General features: G+C 52.9%; 1 protein-coding gene. It reads left to right on the top strand.

What is annotated here, in order from left to right; all coding sequences use genetic code 11:
* On the top strand, positions 1 to 325 hold a 325-nt coding region (locus QWI17_RS00275), incomplete at both ends, for an AEC family transporter (protein ID WP_502553133.1).

The following is a 325-nucleotide window of genomic DNA, read 5'->3' as shown; positions in this document are numbered from 1 at the left end:
CGTTGTTTGGTGATGAAGGGTTGGCGGTTGCTGCGGTAGTGATGGCCGTTATGGTGCCTCTGCTGAATCTGCTGTGCGTATTGGTGTTTAGTTTCTATACCCGCAAAGAAGCAGGGTTGTTGAGTGTGTTATTGGCTTTAGTCAAAAATCCTCTGATTATTGCCTGTGTGGTAGGGATCTCTCTGAATATATCGGGAATAGGGCTCCCCTGGGCGCTGGTGTCGGTTGCCGGATTGTTGAGTGGTATTGCGTTGCCGCTGGGTTTGCTGGCGGTAGGTGCCGGGTTAAACCTCACCGCTCTGCGAACAACCGGAGGGGCTGTGGT

The sequence above is a fragment of the Gilvimarinus gilvus genome (genome assembly GCF_030518155.1).
Taxonomy (GTDB): domain Bacteria; phylum Pseudomonadota; class Gammaproteobacteria; order Pseudomonadales; family Cellvibrionaceae; genus Gilvimarinus; species Gilvimarinus gilvus.
Note: the sequence above shows the minus strand (reverse complement) of the source record. Positions and strands in the feature narration are given on the sequence as shown.